Genomic DNA, 25,250 nt, shown 5'->3' on the forward strand with positions numbered 1-25,250 from the left:
ATGAATATGTCTGAATCAACTTGGAAAGTAACGGACATCTTGGTGGCGTGTCTGATCGCGCTTGTCATCGGCGCGCTATTTTCGTGGTGGGCTGGTGCGACGGTGTTTCTTTTGGGGCTCGTGATTGTACTTCGACCAAAGGCTGCGCACTCATTACCGCTTTCTCCCGAAGGGGAGGGGCGTTCCATCGACCAGGAAGACGAATGGTATTACTATTATTACCGGCTTCATCACGGCGATAAAAATTGAGACTGAATGTGTTAGGCCACGGTTTATTTTAGCTCTCTATCCTTGATTCTATTCATCCTTACCTAAGAATTTATCTTTCAGCTGACTGAGCTGTTTCTTACTGGGCAACGTCTGCGTAGCACCGTTCTTGATGGAATCAGCCAGCAGGGTCTGGTTTTCGGGGTCAGTGCGTGCCTCGGTGTCGGATTGGAGTGCGGCGCCGTCTGTCCGGATACGGCGCTCGCCCTGGTCGACCATCTGCGCGTGGGCGGCGCGGTCTTCTTCTGCCTCCTTCTGGATGTCGGCGAATCCTCGCCGGACCTGTCCATCGGCTGGAACGCCGGCATGCTCCGCTGCGTGCCGGGCGGCCTCCCTGAAACCAACTGCTCTGTCCCGAATGCCCCCGGGTTCGGTTTCCTTGTTGTAGACCTCGCCCATGTAGGCTTCGTTCTTCTGGAAGACGGCATCCTTGGTTGGTGTATTCTGCACCCCGGCGAGTTCCAGCCCTTCCCGGCGGCCATATTCCTCGGCGTAGTGGGAGATGACTCGCATGGCCATGGCGTCTCCCGCCGCCGCCCGGGCGAAGAGGGCATCCACGTCGCGTTCGCTCCAGGTCGGGTCGAGACTGCCGGGGCGGGCGAAGACACCCTTTTCGGAACCGATCATGTGATCGCGCACCTGCATGGCTACATCGGCGCTGAAGGCGAAGCCCTGTTCCTCGACCCGGGATCGGGCCTCCTGCCAGGCGGCGGCTTCCTGGAGGGTGGCGATGGTGGCGTGGCGATGACTGATCTGCTCTTGTAAGCCACCGGAGAGTTCCTCGGCCAGGCTGTCACCAGTGCGCTGGTGGACGCCGGCAGCAGCGGTATGTCCGGCATCGATGGCGGCCTGCCAGTGCTTGCCGTACTGAGTGTCCTGGACAAATCGCAATGCATCCTGCCAGTCCTGCCTGATCTGGGCCTCACTTATACCTTTCAGGTCCAATTGACCTCTGAGGGATACCGGGCTTACCAAATCGAGTAATTTCGGATTCTGGGCGGCCAGGGAGGCCAGCCCCAGCATCTCGGCGGCCTGGCTCGCGCTGTAGCCGCGGTTCTTGCCGAACTCGTCGGCGAGCCGCTGGGTCTTACCGAACTCCCTTCGGAACGCGGCCATCTCGGCCCGGTTCCAGTCGAGGTTGACGCCGGTCTCCGTCGCGGACTGGCTGGTGAAGCGTTCCATGTTGCTGTAATTGGCCGACACCAGGTTCGCGTAGTCGGCTACTTGTGTCTGTGCGGCCTGCAGCGACTCGGTGGCCTGAGTGTGGACCGAGGATTTGACGGCGTCGCCGATGTTGGCGGAGAAGGGGAGATTGGATTGCGGCACGTCGACGTACCGCCCTTCCGGCGTGGTCGTGTACATCGCGCCCGTGGTCGGGTGGGCCATGGTCGAGGTGCCGGCCCGCCAGCTCGGACTCTGGTTCTGCTGCCACCAGCCGGCGTTGCCGATGCTGGTGTTGCCAAGGCTGATGTTGCCCGTGGAGGCTTCGTCGGAGGCTTTGCCCACCGGGGCCTCGTAGCTCTGGGCGACACGGCTGGCGAGGCTCGCCATCATGGCGCCGCCCTGGTTGACCACGAGGTATGAAATCATCGGGATGGACAGGCTGAGATACCCGGCGATGAGCGCGGCGTCGCTCATCACCTGGCCCAGGGCCGTGTAGTTGGCCAGCGACAGGGCGCTGCTGCCGTCGGGCAGCAGGAGGGCGCTGGATGCGGGGTTCTGGCTGTAGAGACTCATGGCGAAGTGGAGCACGGCATAGAGCGGCGCCCACAACTGGATCCAGACCAGGCTCTTCAGGTAGGTCAGCGCCACCTTCGCCACGCTCGGCAGCATGGCGAGCAGGAAGGCGATAGGAAATACGGCGTAGATGAAGGCCTCGAACAGGTTGCGCAGGATGGGCAGGGTGCGTCCGGCCATCTCCCCGAGGGCGGCGTAGGTGGTGCGCCGCTCCTGCTCCGCCCGCGCCAGGGCGAAATCCTGGGCCGCCGCCGGTGCCCCGGCGCTGGAGGCGAACTGGCTCAAGCCCCGCCGCAACGCATTGGAGAGGGCGTTCTGCCGGATGATCTCCTCGGCGCTGACGCTCAGGCCCGTCAGGTACTGATAGGATACCGGCATGGCGGCGGCGAACTTCGCTACCGCGGCGTTGGCGGTGGGGGCCTTTACCAGCTTCTCACCGTAGTACTGCCTGGCGCGATCGACGTCGTTGGTCAGGTCGGTGTCGAGCTGGTTGTTGGCGCCGTCTCGGCACCCCAGGATGAGCCGGTTGTTGGCCGCGTCCCGGTAGGCGAAGCTGCGCGAGACCGAGGTGTTTGCCCGGATGAAGGCCCACAGGTCCGGGGCCACGAACAGATCGTCCCAGTCGTAGAGTCCGAGCAGGATGTCGTAGAACACGCACGACTGCCAGAACTCGCTGAAATTGGCGGCCAGCCGGCTGTCGGTGATCTCGAAGCGGGTGGAGGCCTCCACCAGGTACTGGCCGAACAGCATGCCGTTCTGCTGGTACTGCATGTCGCTGGGCAAGCTGAATACGGTCTCGTAGGCGCGGGTCAGCCAGTCGCCCACCAGGCTGGCGGTGCCCGCCACGGCGCCCAGCCCGAGCGGTACATTGGAGACCACCGACGACTGCGTGGGGTCGATGCGGTCGGTGATGATCACGTCCACCTTCGGTACCATGAAGCCGTTGTAGACGAGGATGACGCCTAGCAGCCATTGCAGGTTCATGGCCCGGTGCTTGAAGGCGCCTTCGATCAGCACCCACAGCAGGCCGATGATGGCGGTCATCTTGAGCGCGGTGATGTAGCCGCCGTTGCCGGTGATAGCGGCCACACCGTTGAACACCAGGCGCAGGAACTCGCCGCCGCCGTAGGTGAATACCTCCCAGTTCACAGGGCACTACCTTACTGGGCGGAAGCCCACACCAGGCTGCGGAACATGCCAGGCGAGAGCTTGCCGACCAGGGCTTTCTCGTATTCGCGCACCCGCTGGGTGAGCACCAGCGTCTCGTCGAAGCCCCTGCGCACGTCGTCCTTGTAGGTGCGGATCTCACGCCGGGCCTTGATCACGCCGTCGAGGAAGTCGCGGATCTTGTCGTCCTCCTTGTTCTCCAGGGCGCGTACCGAGGCGACCAGCTTGCCGAGCAGGTCGTTCAGGTAGGTGTAGAGAATGTCCTTGGCGATGAGCGTGGCGTAGCTCTCGATCTCCGGTTGCAGCGTGCCGGGAATGTAGGCCACGCCCACGGTCAGGTACTTGTGGACCGGCAGCGAGGTGGAGGCCAGCAGCCCCTGTTGTACGGCATCGAGGCGGGTGTCGTTCTGGATGTTCACCACGATGTCGTTGAGGATGGCACGCACCTTGGCGATCAGGCCCTGATTGATGGTGACGGTCTGCGAGGCGTTCATTTCGGTGCAGGCGAACTCGTCCCCGGTGCCGTTGGAGCAGGCCTTCACGGTGACGCTGCCGCCCTCGAGCAACACCCGGAGCAGGTCCCGGCCGGTGCTGTCGGCCAGGATGGAGGGGATCACCTGATAGGTCATGGTGGTGTCCTCGTTGCCGGGATTGTCCACCCGCATGATCACCGTGCCGGAGAGGTTCATCATCACCTGGGCGAGATCCTTGTCGTTCACGAAGAAGGGATTGCGCATCATGGCACGCCAGGCCAGGTTGCCCTCGGTCACCATCAGGCGCTTCATCTGGCTGTTCTGCAGGGTGCTCATGCGCTCGCCGCCCGTGGTGCAGGCGACCTCGGCCTCGGACCAGGTCTCGCCACGGCTGTTGACCCGCTCCATGATGCAGGCCTGCTTGGACATGCCGAAGGTCTTGAGCGCACCGCCCACCAGGGCCGATCCGGCCTCGCAGGCGTTGATGCTGTTCAGCCCGTACTTTTGCGCCCAGGTCTGGATCTGTTCCATGGTGGAGGCGATCTGGGGGCTGATGGTGCGCAGCGCCAGCATGAAGGCCTGGCTCACGGCCACCGAGCCGATGTTCTGGAGCATGGCCACGAACTCCTGGGCGTTGATGAAGGAAAACCCGCCGCTGAAGAAGTCGATGCCGCCACAGCCGGCGCGAAAGCGCGGCCACTGCACCGAGTAGAGGGTGTAGTTGCGCTGCGGCACGCGCATGAACACACCGCCGCCGGTGAAGTACCCCGCGCTCTGGCCCTCGTAGACGCCGGGCCGGGTGACGTTGCTGAAATTGAGATCGTTGAAGAAGGTGTCCATGTCCGTGGCGAGGTCGGCCCGGGCGGTGAATACCGTCAGGACGAGACACAGGCCCGACATGAACGCATGGAGCTTACTCGTTGGCATCGATTTGCCCTCCTGAGAGTTGCGTCTGCAACAGCGGATTCGGCGGTTGCCCGTTCATCAGGGTGTAGATGCGCCGCCGCAGCTCGGACCAGCTCACGTAGCCGAAGGCGACGGGATGAATGGCCCGGTCGCGGGGGTTTACCAGGAACACGGCGGGTACCGTGTCCACGTTCAGCTTGACCGCCACCTCCGCATTGCTGCGGGGGTTGGGGAAGTCGGGCAGCGTGCCGCCATCCAGGCTGATGGGGATGACGTGGAAACCGTAGGCCTCGGCGAAGGCCTTCAGGATGGGGGCGAACTTGTGGCAGAACGGGCAGGAGCCCTTGAAGAAGAAAAACAGCCCGTGGCTGCGCGCGGTCTTGGCGAGGAAGCCGTCGACCAGGCGAAGTTTTTCGTCGTTGAACACCTGCACGGCCTGGTCGTTGACCGGGTGGGTCAGACGGCTGTCCAACGCCGGTGTGGTCCATACCATGCGTTGCCAGGCCTGCGCGAAGTTGCCCGCACGCTTCATGGCGAGCTGGTTCAGACGCAGGTAGGTTTTCAGGTTCTCGTCGGTGGGCTCCAGGATCGCGCGGGCCTTGGCGACTTCCAGTTCCTCCTGGAAGGCCGACAACGCCGCCACGGGATCGGCGGGCACAGGCGACGGCGTCTCGGGTTCTTCAGCCTCGGGTTCCGGTTCGGGATCCTGGTACCAGAACCAGCCCTCGCTGTGGCGTTCGTAGTAGACCACCGGCACGCCGCCTCCTGGCGTGCCGGAATACCGCCCATCCTTGGGCATAACCGGCTCACCGGGGGCGGCATATGCGCCGCCCATTGCCAGGATCCCCCACAGCAATACCCAACCCTTCACGGCAGCAACCTCTGGATGCGCTGTTCGATGATCTGCTGCATCTGGTTTCCGGAAGGCCGGTCGGCATTGTCGGCGGCGGCAAAGGCATCGGCGTAGAACTCGGTGAAATCGATGCTCGCGAAATCGATCTGTGTCAGCTCCTCGGGCGTGAGGCCTCGGCAGTTGGGGTTTTTCGAGGAACCCCAGTCGATGCCGAGCTGGGGGCGGCCCTGTTCGTGGATGATGCGGGCAAGCTTGGAGTTGAAGCAGCAGTAGGTGTACTTCCGCGCCAGGCAGCCGAAGATGGATTTGTCGCTGCAATAGGAGCCGACGTAGTGGCATTGCCCGGCCTCGCGCTTCTGGCCGAGGACCTGCTCCTGCTCCGAGCACTGGGCGAGCGACAGGTCCAGGCCCCAGCCACTGTCCTTGCAGCAGTTGAAGAAGCCTAGGACGGTCTTCTTGCAGCGCATGTCCTGGCCCTTGAAGACCACCATGTTAGTGGTATCGAAGTCGTTCGCCGCGGATTCCAGCGCCCCCAGGTGGCTCGCGGCCAGGCCGAAGTCCTGGTTCGGCGTATAACCGGCGTCGAAGCAGTCGCCGTCGAGACAGAAGGTCTGGTCGCCGCAGTTCATTACCGTCTGCGTGGCGGCATTGCCTTGGGGACAGCGGTAGGTCTGCTGGTACTCGTAGCAACTCCCGTCCGGCAGGGTGTTTACACAGGTGGAGTTGACCTGGCTACAGCCGCGGTCCCGCAGTTCCTGGCAATAGGGTTCCTCGCGGGTCTCGCCGGTGGCGCACAGGTAGGACAGGTCGTAACGCCAGCAGTCGCGGTAGACCTCGATGCCGTCGATGAGGCGCGTCTCGCCCGGCTCGAGGCAGGTCTGGGATTGCTGCACGCACATGCCGGCCTGCGCTTGCTGTTCCAGCGCACCGCAGGTGTTCTCCCAGGTCTCCGACCACTGGCAGTCGCAATATTGCGTGGCCTTGAACTTGATCCAGCCTTCGCCGCCGCCGGCGACGATCACCCGCATGTCGATGGTATTGAGGCCGGTGCGCAAGTACGGCTTGATGTCGATATTGAGGGACTTGTTCCAGCTCGTGCTGAGTTCGCACCAGCCGTAGCTGGAAGCGCCGTACTGCACACGGCGGAACCGGCCGGTGGTGACCACCTTCAGCCGGTCGCCACCGTAAGGCCCGACATAGACCAGGGTCCCGTTGACGACCACCTTGATCCAGTCGTCGAAGCCCGCCTGGATGAGGGTGAATTCCTGGACCTTGTTGATGTCTTCAATGGTGAAAGTGGTGCTCCGATCGAAGACGGCGCAATAACCGCTCCAGTAGTTGTCGCTGATGGTGCCGATGGTCAGATAGGGGTAGGTGTAGGTCCAGCGCATGTCGCTTTGCACGGAATCCAGATTGATGCCGCCAGCGTCGCATTCGATGGGGCGGTTGCAGGACAGGTTGAGGGTCTTCTGGCAGCCAACCTGCTGGTCCATGCCCCACTCAGTGCAGTATTCCTCCGACCAGGTGGCCAGGGCAGAGGTCGTCGTGACCTCCTGGCAGCCGTTGTACTGGCCGGTGAGCTGCTGCCCGAGCAGGGCCTCAGGATCGGCGCTGATGGCGTCGCCCCGTTGGACGATGGGATCGTTGCGGTCGATGTTGAAGCGCGGGCGGCTAAGGGCACTGTCCTGTACGAAGCTACCGACCTCGCTGTTGGGCAGGGCCTGCCGTGCTGCATCCTCGATGCCAAGGCCTGAGCCGTAGTACTGGGTTTCCGGGACGTTGGTGCCTTGGTAGCTGGGCACCGTGGTCAGGTCGGGGCTGGAAGCCGCATTCGATACGCCGGTGTTGTTCGCATTACCGAAATCCTTGCCGAGCTGCAACGCCTGATCGCGGGTGAGGTCTGCCGCTGGCGCTGCGAGCGGGAGCGTGAGACAGACCAGAAGCAGGATGGGCATACGTACCAAGACAATCGATGTCAAAGCCTCGTTCAGAGCACTCCACGCGCCCCGGATCAAGGCGCGTACCGCAGGGAATGGCTGGCCCTTGCCAAGGGCCGCAACGCCGAGCCGGGACGCGTGGGGCGCTCCCTGCGGGCGGGCGTCTGGGCGGCCATCCGCGGTGTTGCGTCGGCTTGCCATAGGAGTGCTATGGCGGCGCCACCGCGCCTTGCGGCTGACCACCCAGACACCCGCTGAACGAGGCTTTGCCATCGATTGTCTTGGTGTCATGGCCGCACCTCCAGCCGCTGTCGCCACTGCTTGGCACGGGTTCCCAGTGTGGTGCCGTCAGCCTCCCGCGCCATCACGCTCAGGGCGTAAACCAGGCTCACATCACCTGCCACTTTCAGATGTGTGGGGACTGGGCACCCCTCTGGCGTGCAGGGGGCGATGGTATCCATCGGCAGCACGAAGGTTGGCACCTTGTCCACGCCGAAACGCTCGAACAGGGTGGGATCGATGGCCAGCGATGGGGTCGGTTCGCCCGTCGTCTCGCCGCTGCTGTCTCTCGTACCCAGCAGTTCGCCGAGGCGCGCCACGGTGCGCTTCATGGAGTTTTCCACCAGTCCTCGTAACACTACCGGCGACTCTACCCGCGCGGCTTCCGCGAGCAGTGACCGTAGAGAGGCTTCAGGCATAGAAAATGAGACAAAAACCAGCGGACGTGGCTCGTTGCTATCGGAAGGCGAACCAGCCGGTGTGGCCAGCCGGGGGTTGGACAACAGGGCCTTGATGACCTCCCTCGCCTTGGCCAGTGCCTGTTCGTCGATTTCGGGACAAAATCGCCGGGAGCGATTTTGAACGGCCGTAGGCCGGCCCGAAGGGCGGAGCCCAGGGATGGGCGGAGTACAATCGGCGTCGGCAAAACTGGTTGGCGCACTGCGACCGGCTTGGCCGGCGGCCGACAAGGCACGTTCGCCTTCACGGAGAATCCTGCTATTGAAATGGGTATCCCGGCTCAGGCGCTGTGCCTGTTCCACGGCATCCCGTGAAAGCGTACTTGCGCTGTCCAGGTCATCGGTGCCCGGCTCCGCCGCTGGGAGCATCGGCGCTGTTGCCAGGTACAGGCCGGCGAGCGCCAATAGTGTGCGCACTCCTTCCCTGGAGTACGCCCCTTTCGGGGCCGCCCTACGGGCGTCCAAATTCGTTCCCGACGAATTTGTCAGAATGCGCAGCATGCCTTCTTCCTCCAGATGAGATAGGCCCAATCCTCGCCGCGCACCGGATACTCACGCCCGGCGCCCCAGGGGATGGTGACCCTGCCGAAAGGCTGCGCATTGAGCGTGAAGGGGACGGGGTAGAGCATCTGCGTCTTGTACTGGGACTTGCGCAGGATGGGCAGCGGCAGGGGCAGGCACATGGCGCCACGACTGGACGTGTCCCGAGCGATGAGCTGCCGGTGCAGCTTGGCCGCCATGCGTTGCACCAGCAGCAGCGAGCTGTCCACGCCGCCTTCGTGATGTTTCACGTTGCCGTCGATGGGGTACATGGACCCCTGGCAGCCGGCGCACCAGAACAGTGGATCGAGTGGAAAGCCCAGGGTGGCCGCGGCACAATCGGCGGCGCAGGCGGCCTGGGCAATGGGATTGGCGAACAGCGCCGCCTCGGGATTGATCAGGAAGGCGAGTTCGTCATCCTCCCAGAGCGGGTCCACCTCGGTGATGTACAGAACGTCGAAGGACTCCGGCGTCACGCACGCTAGGTCCGTCAGCAGGTTCATCCACGCCAGCAAGGGGTAGATGTACCAGTGGACGTGATAGAAGGCGTCCCGGTTGTTGCTCGTCTTGATGTTGGTGCCCGACGGTGCGGCCAGTGAGCCCAGGGTGACACCACCCAGCAGAGGGGAGCAGAACGGCGTGCGCACCACCTCCGCCACCCGGGCCGGCTCCCAGAATCCCACCCCGAAGCCGATGCGGACGAATACCGGAGGCGGCGCGGGACAGGTGCAGATCAAAGGCACGCTGTCCCCGGAATCCTCCATCCCCATGTCGATCCTGAGGGGCCCGATGCTGATCGGGAACACGCACTTCCAGCACACGTCGGTGAAGGGGTTGGGAAAGCGGCCGTAGCAGGGCTCGGCGGCGAGTGCCTGTGGGGCCGACAGCCAGGTCAGTGCCACGGTCAGACAGGTGGCCAACAGAAATCGATGGGGCGATAGACACTTCATGGCGCCCATCGTTCATCTGTCGGAGTGAAGGAGGAAGGGAAAACGTTATTTCATGCGTAAGGTAGTTTATTGGATATTTTTCGGTGATGGAAACTGAATGGCTAAAAACGGCCAATTCCGGTCCTTTACAGGCACTTACCTGAACGACCACTTCATGCTGCTATCTGGTCCAATTACAGCGATCAACCCGTAGCCACCGGAGCGAAATAGGCTGTGGCGGATGAGAAACATGGTAGACGCAACACACCGCGCAAGCGTGTCTGCTTTACGTATGGCTTGGACACCAGGGCAGTGCGCTATGCAATGGAGTCCAAAGGCTCGAAGATCACATGAGGTGTCTTTGGTCGCCGTCGTAGTTCACCAGCAGCGGCCTACTCAAACTGCCTATTGTTGGATTGCCGGAGACGGCATACGCTAAAGAAAGGACTGGGGTCGCCGCAGCCCTGCTGCACAGCGGCTGTGAATTCCCGGTACGATGCACCACAGCCAATCTTGCCACCGCCGACCTGCCCAAGTAGAGTAGACGCTACGACTTCGTAATAGCATTCGGTAGCGTGGAGTAACAGCGCCAGCTGGTTTGTTGCGACGTCAGCGGCAAGGAAGTGGCGCTGACCGAAACCGGCAACACATATTAATTGGCCAAACCTTAAGACTACTGCAGTATTTCTAAGGGATTACGGAATGTGAAAGAAGGGCGGTAAGTCGATGGCCATAACTCGCCCATGCAGATGCCGTGGCTTCAGTAGCTAACTGGATCAGGGTATCGGTGGCTTTTTGATCGGCCCTATCAAGTGCCAGCACCTTGGATTGCTTCGCACTGGGAGTGGCGTCGATACGCAACAGTTTGTCACCGAGCAAGGTTTCCGTCTGCTGAAGCGCCAAACGTTCACTGACTGTTAGTGTCAGATCAACCAGACCACGTCTCGTTAGCCATCCAAGTACCCCAGAATGCTTTATCGGGTTAGCCTGATCGTCAATTTTTACCGATGCTGTACCAATCGACAGTAGGTGGATGTCATTGAGACTTCTTGTTTTGTGTCTCAGTGTTTCAGTTAATGCCACGAGATCCGGGGCATTCGCTACCAGCCCACCATCGATGAGATTGGTCTTCTCTATCCGATGAGCCGGAAAATAGGTCGGCGCTGCCGAGGTTGACATGGCAATATCGATGGTCTGCGTTATATCGGCATCTGATTCGGCTAGCCCCTTGGATTTAAAGATGACGGGACGCGCTGAGGTTTGGCTGACAGTTGTAATCAGGAGGGCAGCGGCTATTTCATTAAAAGGCAAATTCGCATTGTCTTCACCCAAGATACTCACGATGGCATTTCGCAACGGTTTTGGATCATACGCCCCGGTGAAAATACGTTTCCCACTGGTAAATACCGACTTTGGGAAAATATTGAGCCCCTCATCTTGGATTCCCTTGGCCATGGCTTCCGCTTCAATGCCTTGCGCGATACCACACGCAAGAATGCCGCCGATGGACGTACCGGCAATGACATCGAAAACCTGATTTAGCGGGCAACCAGCCTTTTCTTCCAGATTGGCCAGGACTTTGGCCGTAAAGAGCCCACGGTATCCCCCACCTGAAAGGGCAAGTATTTGGAGTTTTGGGGAGGGCGCTCTTGGGGGGGCCACCCTGTGGGGTGTCTCAAGATGACTCATGTGGTTGCATATGGGTCAATAATTCTCAGCCCAAGATCATTTGCAAGAATATTTGTATAGGGGTGAGTACGGTCAACCCATACATAATTGCCGGAGATGGCAGTCGCCAATTCTAATTTATAGTCGTCACTCAATGCTTCCTGACCTGATTTTATTTCCGCAATGAGTTCCATGGGGCGTAGATCTGACCACCAATCAACTATTTTTTTGTCGATAGGAACAAGTTGACCATTTCGTTCAAGTTGATCGGAATTATCTCTGAGATATCTTTCAAGTATCATCCTACGAGGTTCTTTTTCATTCAGACTGCGGATATGAGCTCGAACAATACCAACAGATATGACGCTCACATAGAGCAATCTATCGCTGATGGTAGAAGCCCACTTACGCGCCGGTGAGGCTTCATTCCGAGAAAGGAGATCCAGATAGACCTGGCTGGACATGAGGTACCGATCCATGGTGTTGCGCCCGGACTAAAGTTCGAGAAGATTTTTGGATGGCGTGCCCATCGTTAACTCCAAGTCTGTAAGATCGACAGATGGATTCTCTTCGTCGATAGGAAACATATCAGCCACCGTGCTTTTGCTTGAAGCTGCCTCGATGAGTTCCGACAATTCACTAAACGAAATAACGATGACGGGTTCGTCTTCGTCGCTGCGCATTTTCTGAATCAACTGCATTTCGCCGCCACGGGCCTTGCTCAATAAAACACTCAGATCATTTTTCGCTTCCCGGACGCTCCAGAAACGTTTTTTCTTTTTCTTCACAGTGATTTTTGGGCGGGATTTTTTAATTATAGCGTGCCCGACGCTCACTGCCTGAGCATTGTTGCTTTGTTCCTCTGAAGGGATGAGATGCGTTTGTATCAGTCGGGCAAAGCGGTCTCCATATTGGTCGGCCAGTTTCCTAGCCAATTCCTGTCCGACGATTTTTTCTACTTCAGTCATATGCTCGAACTCTCGCCTGATTCCATCTTTGTGGCCACATAAGCAGTATTGTAGCTATAAAAATTATCGGCGAAAAAGCCATTATCTTGATTGGATACTTGAATCTGTTATGTGATATCTGTAACTACTTGATTATTATGGCATTGTCCTGTAAGAAATAGCCCGTAGAATTAAAGGCGATTTTACCTCTCACTGGATACCCGAGCTGGTACGGCAGGTCTCGAAGGTGAATACCTAGGTCAGCCGCTTCGTCAAGATCATAGTGCCCCGTCGCTCTATGACAGCTTTCGGGTGCAAAAACTCGGGAGAATGGTTGTCTATCGTTAAGGTTTATAAGATGCCTGTCCCCATGCTAAGGCATCTGAATTGCGCACACAAGCTCAGCGGGCAGGCATCTTATAAACCTTAACGAACTGAGACGCTGGATCATATTGTCTCGGAGAAGGACGTTGTTCACTCTGGAATGCTGAGACTATATTCCACCACTTCAAGCCGCTTTCCATCCTGGTTAACCACTGCAGGTACCCCCTCAATACGAAACCGTTCTACTAACTGACCCCGCTGATCAAAGTACAGCCGAATCTTCCATTCCCTCATCAACGCGAGTACAGGCCCGTTAACAAGGATTGCTTTAATCTTAGTTGGATTCTTCTCGATCATTGATCGTGCCCATTCGACTTGGACAGGATCGTCTCCATCGAAAAACAGTAGTTGCTTTGATAACGTGATGTAGTCCAGCGGGTTCACCGTGGTTCCGGCCGGGTGAATAACGCGTCCTTCGTGGTCCTTAATGTCATAAGGAACCGTGAGGCTGGGATCGACATAGTAGGTTCGGTTCTTTTGGGCGCGAGGTAGACGCACGCCTTCCGGACGTTCCACATAGGCCTTGTAGCGAGCCTTGGCGTCTTCTTCGATACGTGCCAGCTCGCCGCTTTCCTCCAGTGCTTTGAGGCGCTGCTCGATTGTCACAAGCATGTCCTGCTCGGCGATGGGGTAGACGGGGCCTACAACGCCAAGGTCCTCTCCAAGCAGGATGCTAGAACAGGCGAACAGCGCGACCGATAACGCGATCTTCGGGAATCCAGCCGATGTCTTCATAGCGGGAGTCGTAACTGTCAGGATGGGGCGTCCAGACGAAATAATATCCGTTTGGAATCACTCCGGCCGGTCCGGGCTGCAGGGGCTTACCGGAGCGTGAACGGGTTTTGGCGGTGGCGATGTATTTTCCGTTGATATAGAAATCTTGGCCCTTGCGGGTGACCTTATCACCGGGCATGCCCATCGCCTTCTTGATGAAGAACATCTCCCTCGGGTAGAAGCGGTTCTCCGGCGGGTAGAACGCGACCAGGTCGCCGCGGGTTGTCGGAACCTCAGTTTTGAGCACCAGGTACAGCACGCCCGGCAGGCTGTCGGTGCCGTTGATGCCGAGGCGGTACCAGGGCGAGAGCATCAGGGAGATGAGCCAGATCGATATGATGATGCCGAGGGTGATGCCCAGCCACCGGGCGAAGCGATGGAACTTCGGGTGAGGGTCCGTGGATTCGATCGCCAGAGTTTGTGTCGTCATGGCGTGTGTTCCTCGATGCGTTTGCGCAGGATCGCCGTAAGGTCGGGAGCACCGGAGACGATGGCTGGAGCGGCGAGAATGACGACACGGTATTCCCGGGCCAGCTTCGTAGTCTCCTCTTCCAAGCGGGCGGCGAAGCGGGCTGCGTCCATCGAGCGTTCCGCTTCGGGGAGCTTCATCAGATCGGGACGGCGGACGTGTTCGTTGACCAGTCCGGCCAGGTCCACGTGGGCGACGGTCAGCGGTGGAAAGACGATGCGTTCCACCAGTAGCGCGACCAGCCCACCCGCAAGCCCGAACAGCAGGCCGTATGTCCAGCGCGGCATCAGCGGCTTCCTCCAGTTTCCACCAGTCGTTCGATTGCCGCGACCAGGCTCAGTCCCTGGCGTTGCATCGCCTCGATGGCGGCGTACTCTTCGGCGCGGGTGGAGTAGAGTTTTTCGGCGAAGGGGTCCACCACCAGGCGGCCGACGGTGGTGCCGCCGGGACCCATGACGGCGATCTCCGAGTACTTGCCCTGCTGGGTGTCCACGCTGGTCAGCAGACGGCGCAGGGCCTCGTCCATCATGATGCGGTCGCTGTTCTCGGCGGCCTTGATGGATTCCGGCTTCTGTCGGAGCAGGAACACCCAGTCGGCGTTGTCCAGCGCGGCCTTGGAGGTGCCGGACTTGAAGTAGTCGTCGATGCCCTGGGTGATGGTCATGAACGCCCCGCCGAACTTGCGTGCCGTGCGGTAGCCCTGCTCGATGAACTGGCCGGCGTTGCCCTGTCCCATCAGCCGCCACGCCTCGTCGATGATGCACAGCTTGCGCTGGTTGCGGTCGCCCAGATACATGGCCTCGGTGATGCGCATCATCAGCAGCAGGAGCACCACGGTCTGCAAATCCGGCCGGGCGTCCAACTCGCCCAGCTCCAGCACCACGAAGGGGTTGTCCAGATCGATGTTGGAGGCCCCATCGAAATAGCGCCCATAGCTGCCGTCACGGGTGTAGGGATAGAGCATGCGCCCGACACGGCGGGCGCTTTCCTCTTCGTTCCCGAGCAAGCAGTCGGCGACCTGGGAGATGGTGGCCTGGTTGCCGTGCGCGTCCCAGGTCGCCTTGATGGCCTCTTCGAGAAAGGCCATTTGCAGGCTGTTGAGCCCGTCTTTCGGGGCGGCCATCTGCGCCAGCACCGCCTTGAGCATGGGCGTCTCTTCCGCGATGTCACGGATGCCGGTGAACGGGTTGAGGTTGATGCGCGTGCCTTCCGAGAACTCGAGGTAGGTACCGCCCACCAGGTGGCAGAGTCGCTCGTAGCTGCGCCCCGAGTCGATGACCCAGACCCGGCCGCCGGTTCCGAGCAGGCTGGTGACCATCTCCTGGGTGAAGAAACTCTTGCCGGCGCCGCTGGCCGCCGCCACGGCGACGTTGAAGTTGCCCTTCTTGTTGTCGAAGGGATCGATGTGCATGATCTGGCCGCGCCGGCCGAGCAGCATCAGCAGGGGCGTGCCCGTGCCTTTCCACTCGGCGATCACCGGCGCGGTGTTGATGCAGGACCAGGTGAGGAAGGTGCGCAGCCGGCCCAGGATGCGCATTTCCTCCACGAAACCGGGGCCGGGCATCAGGGGCAGGCCGGAGAGGAAGGCGTGCAGGGCGGTGAAGCGGTCTTTCTGCAGGGTCCAGCCCCGCGACTCGAACAGGGCGTTGAGCCGCTGTTCGGCGTAGTCGCCCTCGTCCTGGGGCGCGAACAGCACCAGCTGGGAATGGGCCTGCAGCAGCTTGTGTCCATCCTCCACCAGGCGGGTGACGAAGTCCCAGTCCTGCTTGCGCTCCCGCCAGGCGGGCAGGAAGCGGCCCATGGCCGAGTCCGCCATCTGGGTCGCGCGGGCCGCCTTCATCTTCGCACCGTGGGCGGCCGAGACCTGGTCCGGCATGTGCACCGTGAGGGTGTAGAGAAACGGGCAGGGCAGGCGCAGGGTGTTGCTGAAGAGATCGCCGATGAGGTCGCTCATCCCCCAGCCCGCCCAGGACTGGGGATACTGGCGCACGGAGTAGGGGCGCACCTCGACGACATGATCGCCGTGGCCCAGCCCCAGGCCGTCGCGGCCGGCCAGCAGGAGGGTGTCGCCGTCCACCACCTGTTCCTTGAGCAGGCGGTCGTCCTCCCAGTGCAGCGGCGCGCGCCGGTCCCGTGCCGGGTTCAGGATCGTGTCGAGCAGGTTGATGAACGTATCGGCGTCCACGGGCCGGCTCGGCAGTCCGGCCGAGGAGAGGATCCCCCGGATGGCCTCGTGGGTGCGCGCCAGCCAGTCGTTCTCGGTACGGCTCCCCGCGCCTTTCGACAGTGGTCGGACCACCGTGATGAACAGCCGGAAGTCCCGCACCAGCATGGGCTGGTCCGACAGCAGGGAGCGCCAGTTGCCGCGGCGCAGGTAGTCGACACGCTTGCCCGCCAGGAACCGGAACACCGTGCCTTCGCCGGAATCGCCCTGGCGCGCTGCTGCCCAGTGCTCCAGCAGGGGCAGGATGTCCGGCGAGGCGTACAGCAGGATCTGCACCGAGGTACCCGGTTTCAGGCCCTGGGTGAACAGCCCGCTCAGCACCTTGAGCTGATTCTCGCCGAGGCCCACCGCCGGGGTGGCCTCCAGCATGAAGCCCACGCTGTCCTCGTTGAAGAACAGGTGGGTTTCTGGGTCGAACCGTTCGTAAGGGAGCAGGGTGGCGAGCCGGTGGCTGTCGGTGAGTGCCCGCAGGCGCCGAATCGACGGCGGCAGGCCGCCAGCGGCGTAGACCGCGGCGGGCGGCTCCTCCTGGAACCAGCGCCGGATCTCGTGGGTGACGATCTGTTTGACGTCGGTGAGGCTGATCATCGCCCGAGCCGCCAGGTGCCGTTGTCCAGCCGCAGGTAGAGGTAGGTCTCGTCGTGGAGGTCGCCTGCCTTGTCTTCCCAGCGGTTGATCCATACCCGGATGTGCCGCGGGCGGGTGAGCAGCGGATCGCCCGGCTGTACCGTGGCGACGACAGGCGTGTTCCCCGGCTCGGCGAGCGGGCGCTCGGCTGTCTCGAATTCGCCGTCTTCGTCTTCGTCGTCAGGTGTGACGCGGCCACGGGTCAGAGTGCCGGTGATCGAGGCCTCGTAGACCTCGCCGACCGGCTTGCAGCCGACGCCCTCGGGCACGCCGCAGGCATATTTGGGGCTGCTGGCGCAGCCGGCGAGCAGGGCGAGCACCAGGGGGGTGAGAAGCGCCTTGCTCATCGGGCCGCCTCCTGCTCGGCTTTGGCGCTTTGCGCCAGCCAGGTCCTGAGCTGGTCCAGGGGCAGGTAGCCGTTGCGTACCCGCCCGTCGGGGGCGACCAGGGTGGGCGTACCCTGGACCCCGTGGGCGCGTCCGAAGGCCATGGCCTGGTTGACGAGTTGCAGCGTTCGTTCGGTGCAGTCTGCAGAGGGCGGCTCGCCGTCCAGCGCCTTGCCGCTCATCACCCGGGCGAGGGCCTCTGCCGGCTGCGCGTGACAGAGAATGCGCGCCGCCTTGTCGCGGGCCTCCGGATGCAGGGCGGGGACGGGGAACATGATCTCCCACACCTCGATGCCCTCCGCCTGCCGCAAGGCCTTGTTGAGCTTGCGGCACCAGGGGCAGTCGGGATCGGAGAAGATGGCGAGTTTCAACGGACCTTCGCCGTAGTGTACGGCCGCCTCCAGGGGCAGTTCCTGCCAATCGAGGCGCGAGAGCTGTGCCTTGCGCTCGGCGGTCACGTCCCGCGCGGTCTTGAGATCGTAGAGGTGACCCACCAGCAGCCAGCGGCCCGAGGTGTCCGCATAGAGGACGTTCTGTCCGGCCACGATCTCCACCAGCCCCGGAATCGGAGTCGGCGTAATGGCATCGATTTTCGTCGACGGCATGGCCTGCCGGACGCTCCGTTCGATGGCGGCGAAGTCTTGTCCGGGGATGGACTTGTTCTGCGAGACGACTTCAGGGATGGAGGAGGTAGACGGCGTCGGGAACATGCCGTCGAGGGCAGGCGGTTTGGTGCGGTCTTGCGCCGGCTCGGCCGCATGGCCGAGTCCGCCCGCGAGCGTCAGGAGCAGGCCGAAGAGAATCTTGTGGCTCAGGTTCATGAGGGTCCTCCGGTATCGTTGGCGTTATTGAGCAGGTCCACCCGGGGCCTGTCGACGCCTATCCAGGCCACAGCGACGGAGGCCCTTTTGCCGCGAGACAAGGCGCACCGAGCGCCGTGTACTCGATGTACATAAGCGAGGTGCAACGCCGTATCGCGGCAAAAAGGCCCCGTCCCTCCGGGTTGCGCCCCAAAAGACGCCATGCTGCGTTGCTCGTCGTTCATTTGGAGTCACCAAACTTCTCTCCTCGCGCCTTGCCTGGCGTCTTTTGGGGCGGCAACGCTGCGGTCTGGATAGGCGCCGACAGGCCCGAGCTCGAGTCCTTCGTTCAGCACGACTTCCACGGCCCGGCCGGCATCCACCTCGAGGACCGGATAGACCTCGTTGGCCCGTTCCAGGTACCACTGGGCGATGCGGTCCAGTGCCGAGGCGAAACCGTTGGCGACCCCGTACTGGGCGATGTTGCCGGGATCGATGCTCTGCACGTTGCCAAGGGCGCTGGTGGACAAGGACGTGAACGACTGGGCGACGCCGTTGCCGATCCCGCCGGCCACGCCGGCGACCAGTGCGCGGGCGATCAACTGGCCCTGCTTGCTCACCACCCGGCCGCGAAGGCCCGCCTTGCCGTCCTCGCCCGTGACGAAGCCTTTCAGGGCGACCTCCAGCACGGTGCCGTCGCGCAATACGCAGCTCAGTTTCTCGAGCCGCAGGTAGGCGCGTTCGGAGGCCAGGTCCCCGTAGCCGGCGGCGGTGACGAAGCACTCCCGTACCCGCGACCGGAAGCGGTTGGGCAGGGTGCCGTGGTCCACGAGGCGCAGCAGCACCGGCTGCGGGTTGGTCTTGGCGAGTCCGCCGGTGGGTGCGTCGAGACCGGAGAGCAGCACCGCCTTGGCGAACGCCCCGGCCGGGAGAAAGTCGCGCACGTGGTGGGTGACCTTGTCGGCGGCAGCCTCGCCATTGCCGGCTTTGCGCGTGGTGGTCTTGCCGTCCGGGACGTTGCCGGCCGGGGCGAGGTCGACCACCAGGATGCCCGGCGGCGTACCGGCACGTGCGGTGGTGCCGCGGCGGGTGCTGTCCAGCCGTCTTGGCGGGGGTGGTGGCGGAGGCAGAAGCTGTTTGGCGACGGTTTCCTTGATGCGGTCGCCCTGAACCGACGGCATCAGACTGCCGGAAGCGGAGTTGGCCGACGCCTGCGGTTTCGACGTGGGAGGCGGTAGCAGTGTCCGGGGGGTAGTCTGCGCCTTGTCGCGTTGCTGGCGTTGCAACCGCTCCAATTGGCTGCGCAGGTCGTCCATCTCGCGCCGCAGCGCCTCGTTCGTCTGCTTGATGTTCTGCAGTTCGCTCTCGGAACGGGTGATCCAGACCTCGCTCGGGTCCAGGCTGTTGGCCGGGGTGCGGTAGCTCTTGATCACCTCCCGTGCCTTGACGGCCTGCTCGATCCGGCGGGAGGGATCGGAGAGGTAGAGGCCCAGCACCACCAGCGAGACCACGGCGCCCACGGCGGCGATGGTGATCCAGGCTTGGCGGCGGCGGATAGCCCGGCTGTCTTCCATCTACCGTCCCTCCCTGACCAGGTAGATCCGGGTCGACTGCTGCGGGGCCAGGTTGTGCTCCACGATGGCCACCGCCTTGATGTCGGCGGCCAGGGCCGCAAACTCCCGCTCGTCCAGGCGCATCTCCTCGTCCGAGACGTTGGTGAGCCGGTACACCTCGCCGGTGAAATCGCCGTCAAAGCGTGTGACCAGCACGACCCTGGCCTCGGCCCACAGCGGGATCTCCCGCCCCTCGGCGGCGGGGAGGTAGCCGTTGGGCACCGCGCCGCGCGCCATGTCCCGGACCAGGTGCTTGATCCGCTCGACGTAGGGGATGGAATGGGCGTCGTGACCCGAAGCGTGTGCAGCGGCGGCACGGTTCTTCGGGCGGAGCAGTACGGTGTCCGACGGCATGTCCACGGGCACCGCCAGCAGGGTATGGGTGTCCCCCTGGTCGTCCCGGACGAAGAAGCTGAAGGCCCGGGCCGTCATGCCGGGCACGGGACGCAGAAACACCTGGCCGCCCTCCCGGTCGGGTTCGACCTGCATGTGGTCCTCCAGGCCCCAGACGCGCGTGATCCGGCCTCCATCCGCCATGGCGATGCGGGTGAGATCCCTGATGGACACCTTGATGGTGACGGTCTGGCCGTCCACCACTTCCACGAGCTGCAGGGCGTGGGCCTCAAGACTCAGGTTCAGCAGTATCGCCGTCAGTAGCAAACGGATTCGCACTGTCTTGGACCTCCGTGAATTTCGAGACGAACAGCCGGCCGTCCCGGTAGACGAACCGGATCAGGAATCGGGCCTGGCGTTGTTCGGTCTGTTTGTTGCCCACCAGGGTGGTGAGTTGGCCGGTGAGGGCGGCCTGTTGACCCTTGAGCCGGATCTCCTGGGGGTAGAACACCGAGGAGAGGCGGTTGCGCTTGATCTTTTGCGCGTCGCCTTGCAGTTTGGCGGCGAGGGCGCCGTAGCTCTTGGAATCCGCGTAACGCAGGAACAGGCCCACTTGGTGGTCGATGTTGTCGGGGTTGTAGGTGAGCGCGAGGCTCGCGAAGAACACCGCCATCTGTTCCAGGTACTCGGGCGACACCTCGTCGCCATGCACCCAGAAGGTCTTCTCGAACACCGGCGGGATTACGATGGTCTTCTCCCGCACGTCGGTATTGATCACCCAGTACGCCAGACCCATGTTGGAGACGGCCATCGCCAGGGCGACGGCCATCCACAGGTTGCGCCGCCAGAGAGTTTCCGCGAGCAGGGAACGGTAGCGGCTCTCCCTCATCCCACGTACTCCCGGACGTGACTGGGCGCACGCCCCCGAAACCACCACTGCGACGGGGTGTACCAGTAGAGGAAGCGGACGATGATCCCCCGGCCGCCTTCCGCCTTCACCCGCGCGAAGCCGCGGGACAACAGCAGGCCGATGACGACGCCGACGAGGATCTGGCTGAGCAAGGCTCCCATCAGGGTGAAAAAGATCACCAGGATGGCCTCGTCCGCGTCCCAGAAAAAGAACTGGGGCGGATCGTCGAGCCGGCGGGGGATCAGGTAGTTCTCCTGTTCCACGCCTACACCACGGCGGAACCGAAGATGGCGTCGATGATGGTCGGGCCCAGCGCCCCGAACACCGCCAGGATCACGCCCAGTATGGCGGGCAACGGACTGCCCTTGGCGGCGCCGTAACCAAGGCCGATCAGGCCGCCGACAATGGCGATGCCGCGGCCGAGATAGCCGGTCGCCGCATCGTAGAAGAACTGATAGGCGCTCTGGAACTCCGCGCCCGTGGTCGCGGCCACGGCGATCCCCGGCAGCAGCAGGATCGCCAGCAGCGCAGCGGACTGGTGGAAGGCGATGGTTCGAGTCATGGTGTATTACCTCCAGGTTGGTTTGCAGTTGAATGGCCCTTGCTCGGGGTATCCAAAGGTTCGGGTCTGATCTCGGCACGGCGGTTGGCCGCCCGGCCGAGGGCGGTGTCGTTGGCTTGCAGGTAACAGCACTTGCCGCGACCGCTGACACGGATAAGTTCGGGATCCAGCCCGAGCGTGGCCAGATAGTTCTTCACCGATTGCGCGCGGCGCAGCGCCAGCCAGTCGTTGAAGTCCTGGGGACCGACGCTGTCGGTGTGGCCCACGATGGTGAGCCGTTGTTTCCTGAGTTCGGGCAGCAGGTCTTGCAGGGCCTGCCTGTCGGCGGCCGATAGCTGCGCAGTGCCGAAGGCGAAATGGGCGGCAAACAAAACCTTCGTCTGTGGCTTGGGCGCCTCGGCTTTGACAGTCTGCGTGGCCCTACCGGCTCCATTCATGGCGCTGTTCTTGACCGGTTCGGTCATCGCTACCGGTTGTTGAGTGAGCGGTTTGTTTGTCTCGCTGAATGGCGTCTTTGGTGTCGGGCCGGGACAGTCCGCACACACCACATAGAACGATTGTGCGTCCCGGTGCGCGACGGACGGCTGCTGTGTCACACCCAGTCTTGCCGGTGCGCTCGATTCACTCTGACTGGGTGGTGTCGAGGCACAACCGGCCAGCACCGCAAGGCAGATGCCTATAAACCCTGATCGCATAATCTTCACGTCGTCGTTCTGTTGTTTGGTCTCTTCTCGTGCCGGCGTTGTAGGCGCCAACGGCCCGCCAGCCATAGCCGAATTGCCGGACGTTACCGGCCAGGATCCAGGCGCCTACACTGATGCTGAGGCAGGGGTCCCAAAGATCCCGTGGCTCGATGCCGTACTGCTTCAGGACGGGAAACCACCATGAGTTGATCTGCATCAGCCCGATGTCGGCCGTCCCGTCCGCATTGATATTCATCGCTCGCGGGTCGAGCCCGCTCTCTACTTCGGCGATGGCCCGCAGGAGGACGGGGGCAATGCCGTAGCGTCCTCCAGCCTCGTGGAAACATGCCGCCAGATCATCCGCGTGAATGGGTCCAGGGATCAGCGACGCTAACGCTGCAACCAGGCCAAGCACTCGCCGAGGCGTTTCCATTCCTGTTCCACCTCTTGCGGAAGCAAGATGCCAGGGGCATGTTCACCGATGGCCGAGTAGAGTTTCCCTGCGGCAACAAGTACATCCCGTACCTCCTGTGGGAGGTCGCTGATTGGAGCCGGCTTAATGTGTGCCACCCCTGGTGTGTGCTCCTCGGGCACACTTCGTGCATCCGGATCCGCCTCGGGCGGATTCGCAGGGCCGGCATTGGGCAACGTCGCAGCGTTTTTCGACTGGCACATCCCGCTTTCCTCGTAATGCGTGGAACCCCTCCGGAAATTAGGTCCGGTAACGAGGCAGCATCTTCGGGAAAACGGGGGTGGGGAGGAAGGGAAAACGTTATGTGATTTGTGATAGGATTTTGTTCGATGTGGCCCGGTAACACGGGGTATCAGACCGTTAAGTAAGGGATAGAATTCGGTCTGATCTAACGAAGTAAACTAGTCAAGAATGCTTGCTGCGAGAAAGCTGTAAATATGTAAACACGGATTGAATTATAAGGGGTTCGGGATGCTATACGTGTATATCACAGGGGATTGCTATGATGACGCGCGAAGGATCGGTACGTTAGATGATATAGAAAAGCTAAAAACCAAGCTTCTAAAGGAACAAAGTACTCTAGGCTTAGAGAGGCATCCGCGGCCTTTTCTGAAAAAGCGTATTGGCCGTACGCGACTGATTATCGCAGAAGTTTTTGATAGTGAAGATGTAATCCTGTGTTTTCTACGCCATGTATATAAATATGAAATCGGAAATGACTATGATTCCTTCTTCAGCAGAATTCGGGTGCCACAACCAAAAGATGATGATTTAGTAGATTTCCTTAAGGAAGTTCGCTCGAAACCAGTTAAGCCTAAGCAGCAGCCGAGTGACATAGAGCTTGAATATCTCCTGTTAGACCGGGAACATGAAATGGGGCAGCTCGCAATACTCGAAAGCCCCATCTGGATTCGCGCAATAAAACAGATAAGGGAGACTCAAGGAAAGCAAGGTTTGTTGACGCCTATCTGGGAAGTTTTAGAAAAGATCTGCGAGGAAATAAAAGGGGATTGTAAAGCTCATGGTGAATATCATCATGACAAGTATAATATTCGCGTGCTTTATCATTATTTCCCAGATGAAGGTAGTCTTTTTCTCATAGCACCTCTGGAAGGAGAAGAAGCTGATTACGACCCAGGTTCACTAGCTGTTGAGGCAAAAAGACTACTGGAAGAATCCCGTAATTTTGACGAGACCGTATTATTGCGTAACGCTGCACGTGCCTATCCTGATTTCATCCTATACGATCGTGAGATTTGGGAGTCAACTCAAGCTAGTGTGGAAGCGAATTTGGCATTGTCTCCCGAAGAAAGCGATGTGCTGAATCACGTTCTGGATCCTAGTAAGCCGGGTGGATTCCCCCTGTTTATCAACGGACGTCCTGGCAGTGGGAAATCGACCATCTTGCAGTACCTGTTCGCTGAATATCTCCATGCCCATTTAGCCCGTTCGTCTGATAGGCGTTTGCCGAATCCTCCCTTATACCTGACCTACAACGAACGCCTATTGGAGAATGCGCGCAATCTAGTGGAGGATATCTTTCGTTGTGGTGCGGGGAAGTTGGCAGCAGCGGAGACTGTGGATTTGCATGATAAAAAAATGCGAGCGGAGTTTGATCGAGCATTTGTGTACTTTCGTGAGTTCTTGTTGTCCTTGCTGAATGGTAATGGTTTTGACAAGAAAAAGTACATCGACTTTCATCTGTTTCGAGATATGTATACTACCCTTTTGCAAGGTCCCGATCCAAGGTTGCGCAAAGTATCGCCAGAAGTAGCGTGGCATACTTTGCGTACCTACATTAAGGGGAAAAGTACCGGAGAATCCGAGTATTTTGATCCAGATAATTATGCCGAGTTGCCGCGGGACGAAATTACAGTAAAACCAGACACATTTGAGCTGGTTTGGGATAAAGTGTGGAATGGTTGGTATAGGGATATTTGTGAGAAGGAGGGCTACTGGGATGACCAAGACTTAGCCCGTAAAGCGTTAGATCAGAACTTAGTGCTTTCCGAGTTTCCTGGTGTGTTCTGTGACGAGGCGCAGGACTTTACTACCATCGAACTAGAATTGATCTTTCGATTGTCCAGTTTCTCTACTAAACGTATTGAACCGTATTACCTGAGGCGAATTCCTTATGCTTTTGCAGGCGACCCATTTCAGACCCTAAATCCAACTGGGTTCAGGTGGGACGCTATTAAAGCCAATTTTCACGATAACATTGTGCGCCAACTCGATCCGGATCAACGTGGAAAAGTAGACTTGACATTTAAGGAACTCGCGTACAACTACCGCTCTACGGCGAGCATCGTTCGTTTTTGTAATTTGTTGCAACTTAAGAGAGCGGAGTTGTTTGGTATTTCTGACGTCACTCCCCAAAAAGCCTGGGCTATTGATGAGGGAGCGCATCCGGCATATTTTGAACTTGATCTTGGGACTCAAGGAAAGCTAAAGGACCAATCAGAGCTGGTTATCATAGTGCCCTGCCAAGAGGGAGAGGAAAAAGCGTTTTTGGAGAATGATGAATATCTGAGAACTATCGCATTGGATGAAAAAGGTGAAATTACACGTAATGTTTTAAGTCCTATGCGTGCGAAGGGGCTCGAGTTTGGGCGCGTCGTGCTCTATAAATTTGGTGAGCATTCCATGTGTGATGGGCATGTTGAGGTTATGCAAAAGATCGCAGAGCATCGAGGGTCAAGACTGCCACGGGAAGAGACAATAGGTTTGGAATACTTCTTCAATGGCGCATATGTTGGGGCAAGTCGAGCACAGCGTCGACTTCTAATTGTTGACACGAAGGAGGGCATAAAAAAATTCTGGAGCTTTGCCACAGATGCTTCTGAGGTCGGAAG

Annotated in this window: 24 protein-coding genes and 2 pseudogenes; 3 read left to right on the forward strand and 23 right to left on the reverse strand. The window is 60.4% G+C overall.

Features of this window, described 5'->3' with window-relative positions:
- Window positions 1–249 (forward strand): hypothetical protein, encoded by a 249-nt coding sequence (locus tag RIFP1SYM_RS04950; RefSeq protein WP_039959759.1) that lies wholly within the window; start codon window positions 1–3, stop codon window positions 247–249.
- 48 nt (window positions 250–297) lie between these two features.
- On the opposite strand, the gene RIFP1SYM_RS04955 is transcribed toward RIFP1SYM_RS04950, so the two are convergent.
- The 6 genes from RIFP1SYM_RS04955 to traU form a co-directional block, all read right to left on the reverse strand.
- Window positions 298–3,153, reverse strand: coding sequence for a conjugal transfer protein TraG N-terminal domain-containing protein (locus RIFP1SYM_RS04955; RefSeq protein ID WP_005960065.1), 2,856 nt, complete (start codon window positions 3,151–3,153; stop codon window positions 298–300).
- Window positions 3,154–3,164: 11 nt separating this feature from the next.
- Window positions 3,165–4,571 (reverse strand): conjugal transfer protein TraH, encoded by a 1,407-nt coding sequence (locus RIFP1SYM_RS04960; protein ID WP_005960066.1) that lies wholly within the window; start codon window positions 4,569–4,571, stop codon window positions 3,165–3,167.
- Window positions 4,558–5,421 carry a type-F conjugative transfer system pilin assembly protein TraF gene (gene traF / locus RIFP1SYM_RS16305; protein ID WP_005960067.1) on the reverse strand — a complete coding sequence of 288 codons (864 nt, stop codon included), beginning with the start codon at window positions 5,419–5,421 and terminating at the stop codon, window positions 4,558–4,560. The genes RIFP1SYM_RS04960 and traF overlap by 14 nt, the downstream gene beginning before the upstream one ends.
- On the reverse strand, window positions 5,418–7,631 hold the full coding sequence (locus RIFP1SYM_RS16310; protein ID WP_081417701.1) for a conjugal transfer protein TraN: 2,214 nt from the start codon (window positions 7,629–7,631) through the stop codon (window positions 5,418–5,420). Before RIFP1SYM_RS16310 ends, traF begins: the two co-directional genes overlap by 4 nt.
- Window positions 7,628–8,494, reverse strand: coding sequence for a type-F conjugative transfer system pilin assembly protein TrbC (gene trbC, locus RIFP1SYM_RS16315; protein ID WP_240992018.1), 867 nt, complete (start codon window positions 8,492–8,494; stop codon window positions 7,628–7,630). The genes RIFP1SYM_RS16310 and trbC overlap by 4 nt, the downstream gene beginning before the upstream one ends.
- Window positions 8,495–8,562: 68 nt before the next feature.
- On the reverse strand, window positions 8,563–9,576 hold the full coding sequence (gene traU / locus RIFP1SYM_RS04980; protein WP_005960070.1) for a conjugal transfer pilus assembly protein TraU: 1,014 nt from the start codon (window positions 9,574–9,576) through the stop codon (window positions 8,563–8,565).
- Window positions 9,577–9,941: 365 nt separating this feature from the next.
- Here traU and RIFP1SYM_RS18965 point away from each other — a divergent pair.
- A pseudogene (locus RIFP1SYM_RS18965) lies at window positions 9,942–10,085 on the forward strand (magnesium chelatase domain-containing protein); the annotation flags it as partial.
- 148 nt (window positions 10,086–10,233) lie between these two features.
- On the opposite strand, the gene RIFP1SYM_RS04985 reads toward RIFP1SYM_RS18965, so the two are convergent.
- From RIFP1SYM_RS04985 to RIFP1SYM_RS17865, 17 genes are all read right to left on the reverse strand, one after another.
- Complete coding sequence (locus RIFP1SYM_RS04985) at window positions 10,234–11,235, reverse strand: CBASS cGAMP-activated phospholipase (protein WP_005960071.1); 1,002 nt, start codon at window positions 11,233–11,235, stop codon at window positions 10,234–10,236.
- Window positions 11,232–11,678 (reverse strand): PIN domain-containing protein, encoded by a 447-nt coding sequence (locus tag RIFP1SYM_RS17350; protein ID WP_139042064.1) that lies wholly within the window; start codon window positions 11,676–11,678, stop codon window positions 11,232–11,234. Before RIFP1SYM_RS17350 ends, RIFP1SYM_RS04985 begins: the two co-directional genes overlap by 4 nt.
- Window positions 11,679–11,708: 30 nt before the next feature.
- Window positions 11,709–12,182 (reverse strand): hypothetical protein, encoded by a 474-nt coding sequence (locus RIFP1SYM_RS04990; protein ID WP_039959761.1) that lies wholly within the window; start codon window positions 12,180–12,182, stop codon window positions 11,709–11,711.
- 453 nt (window positions 12,183–12,635) lie between these two features.
- Complete coding sequence (gene traW / locus RIFP1SYM_RS04995; RefSeq protein ID WP_081417704.1) at window positions 12,636–13,280, reverse strand: type-F conjugative transfer system protein TraW; 645 nt, start codon at window positions 13,278–13,280, stop codon at window positions 12,636–12,638.
- Complete coding sequence (lepB, locus tag RIFP1SYM_RS05000) at window positions 13,219–13,749, reverse strand: signal peptidase I (RefSeq protein ID WP_005960072.1); 531 nt, start codon at window positions 13,747–13,749, stop codon at window positions 13,219–13,221. Before lepB ends, traW begins: the two co-directional genes overlap by 62 nt.
- A complete protein-coding gene (locus tag RIFP1SYM_RS05005; protein WP_005960073.1) occupies window positions 13,746–14,075 on the reverse strand; it encodes a TrbI F-type domain-containing protein in 330 nt (109 codons plus the stop codon). The genes lepB and RIFP1SYM_RS05005 overlap by 4 nt, the downstream gene beginning before the upstream one ends.
- Window positions 14,075–16,600 (reverse strand): type IV secretion system protein TraC, encoded by a 2,526-nt coding sequence (gene traC / locus RIFP1SYM_RS05010; RefSeq protein WP_005960074.1) that lies wholly within the window; start codon window positions 16,598–16,600, stop codon window positions 14,075–14,077. Before traC ends, RIFP1SYM_RS05005 begins: the two co-directional genes overlap by 1 nt.
- Window positions 16,597–16,986 carry a TraV family lipoprotein gene (locus tag RIFP1SYM_RS05015; RefSeq protein WP_005960076.1) on the reverse strand — a complete coding sequence of 130 codons (390 nt, stop codon included), beginning with the start codon at window positions 16,984–16,986 and terminating at the stop codon, window positions 16,597–16,599. The genes traC and RIFP1SYM_RS05015 overlap by 4 nt, the downstream gene beginning before the upstream one ends.
- Window positions 16,983–17,846: a DsbC family protein gene (locus RIFP1SYM_RS05020; protein WP_005960078.1), complete on the reverse strand. Its 864-nt coding sequence runs from the start codon at window positions 17,844–17,846 to the stop codon at window positions 16,983–16,985. Before RIFP1SYM_RS05020 ends, RIFP1SYM_RS05015 begins: the two co-directional genes overlap by 4 nt.
- Before the next feature lie 230 nt (window positions 17,847–18,076).
- Window positions 18,077–19,399 carry a TraB/TrbI/VirB10 family type IV secretion system protein gene (locus RIFP1SYM_RS16320; protein WP_005960080.1) on the reverse strand — a complete coding sequence of 441 codons (1,323 nt, stop codon included), beginning with the start codon at window positions 19,397–19,399 and terminating at the stop codon, window positions 18,077–18,079.
- Complete coding sequence (locus RIFP1SYM_RS05030; RefSeq protein WP_005960081.1) at window positions 19,400–20,110, reverse strand: type-F conjugative transfer system secretin TraK; 711 nt, start codon at window positions 20,108–20,110, stop codon at window positions 19,400–19,402. It lies immediately after the preceding gene.
- The gene (gene traE / locus RIFP1SYM_RS05035; protein ID WP_039959765.1) at window positions 20,061–20,660 is read right to left on the reverse strand and encodes a type IV conjugative transfer system protein TraE; all 600 of its coding nucleotides are present in this window, start codon (window positions 20,658–20,660) and stop codon (window positions 20,061–20,063) included. Before traE ends, RIFP1SYM_RS05030 begins: the two co-directional genes overlap by 50 nt.
- Window positions 20,657–20,944 (reverse strand): type IV conjugative transfer system protein TraL, encoded by a 288-nt coding sequence (traL, locus tag RIFP1SYM_RS05040; RefSeq protein WP_039959766.1) that lies wholly within the window; start codon window positions 20,942–20,944, stop codon window positions 20,657–20,659. Before traL ends, traE begins: the two co-directional genes overlap by 4 nt.
- A gap of 2 nt (window positions 20,945–20,946) precedes the next feature.
- Complete coding sequence (gene traA, locus RIFP1SYM_RS05045; protein ID WP_005960085.1) at window positions 20,947–21,243, reverse strand: TraA family conjugative transfer protein; 297 nt, start codon at window positions 21,241–21,243, stop codon at window positions 20,947–20,949.
- Window positions 21,240–21,707: an OmpA family protein gene (locus RIFP1SYM_RS05050; protein ID WP_050798714.1), complete on the reverse strand. Its 468-nt coding sequence runs from the start codon at window positions 21,705–21,707 to the stop codon at window positions 21,240–21,242. The genes traA and RIFP1SYM_RS05050 overlap by 4 nt, the downstream gene beginning before the upstream one ends.
- 157 nt (window positions 21,708–21,864) lie before the next feature.
- Entirely contained in the window at window positions 21,865–22,341 is a 477-nt protein-coding gene (locus tag RIFP1SYM_RS05055) for a lytic transglycosylase domain-containing protein (protein WP_240992019.1), read from the reverse strand.
- Window positions 22,317–22,601: a hypothetical protein gene (locus RIFP1SYM_RS17865; protein WP_050798715.1), complete on the reverse strand. Its 285-nt coding sequence runs from the start codon at window positions 22,599–22,601 to the stop codon at window positions 22,317–22,319. Before RIFP1SYM_RS17865 ends, RIFP1SYM_RS05055 begins: the two co-directional genes overlap by 25 nt.
- A gap of 277 nt (window positions 22,602–22,878) precedes the next feature.
- On the opposite strand from RIFP1SYM_RS17865, the pseudogene RIFP1SYM_RS05060 reads away from it, so the two are divergent.
- Window positions 22,879–25,250 (forward strand): annotated as a pseudogene (locus RIFP1SYM_RS05060) (hypothetical protein); the annotation flags it as partial.

This window comes from endosymbiont of Riftia pachyptila (vent Ph05), from assembly GCF_000224455.1.
Taxonomy (GTDB): domain Bacteria; phylum Pseudomonadota; class Gammaproteobacteria; order Chromatiales; family Chromatiaceae; genus Endoriftia; species Endoriftia persephonae.